We start from the raw sequence: 857 nt of genomic DNA on the forward strand, positions 1-857 counted from the left end.
TCGGTCGCGACCTTCGCGGTCGACGGATCCGAGGTGACCGGGTCCTCACCGGGAACGGTGCCTGTTCCGGTCGCGGTGTTCGTGATGTCCTTGCCCGTGAGGTCGGCTGCGACAGTGGTGTAGGTCGCGGTGCAGGTCACGGACGCTCCCGGTACCAGGGGCACCATGGTTTCCGGGCACACGACGTCGGATAGATCTCCGGCGCCGGAGAACTCGCCCTCGACCGCGGTGACGTCGGTGAGGCTGACGTTGCCGGTGTTGGTCAGCAGGAACGAGTACTCGATTTCCTGGCCGGCAGCGGTGGCCCTGTCGGCGGATGCCGTCTTCACGAGTGCCAGGCTCGGCTCTGCAGCAGCAGGAACCTTCGCTTCGGAAGGTGTCGAGACCGGAGTGGTCCCGCGGGACGGGGTTCCCGTGGCGGTTGCCACGTTACTGACACCCTTGGCATCGACGTCGGCCTGAACAACCGTGTAGCTCGCCGTGCAGAGCACCTCGGCGCCCGGAGCCAGAGCAACAGCACCTGATCCGCACTCGACGTCGGAGAGCTGCGTCCGATCACCGGTGAAGCTATCCTCGTTGATGGTGACGTCGTTGAGGGTGACGTTGCCGGTGTTCCTGACCAGGAACGAGTAGGTGACCTTCTGGCCGACCTTGATGTCCTCCGTGGCGTCCGCGTCGGCGCTCTTGACCAGGTTGATGCCGGTCTGGGCGGGTACGGTCACGATGGCCTCGGACGGTTGCGTGGTGACGGGCTTCTTCGCGGGATCGTTTCCGGTGCCGGTGGCGATGTTCTCGATCGTTCCGGTTCCGGCGTCGATGTCTTCCTGAGTGACCGTGTACGTCGCGATGCAGGTCAC

Annotated in this window: 1 pseudogene; it reads right to left on the reverse strand. The window is 65.1% G+C overall.

Annotated features, from left to right (window positions below):
- Positions 1 to 857, reverse strand: a pseudogene (locus FDK12_RS14955) (hypothetical protein); the annotation flags it as partial.

The organism is Arthrobacter sp. NamB2 (genome assembly GCF_005281365.1).
In the GTDB taxonomy this organism is placed as follows: domain Bacteria; phylum Actinomycetota; class Actinomycetes; order Actinomycetales; family Micrococcaceae; genus Arthrobacter_D.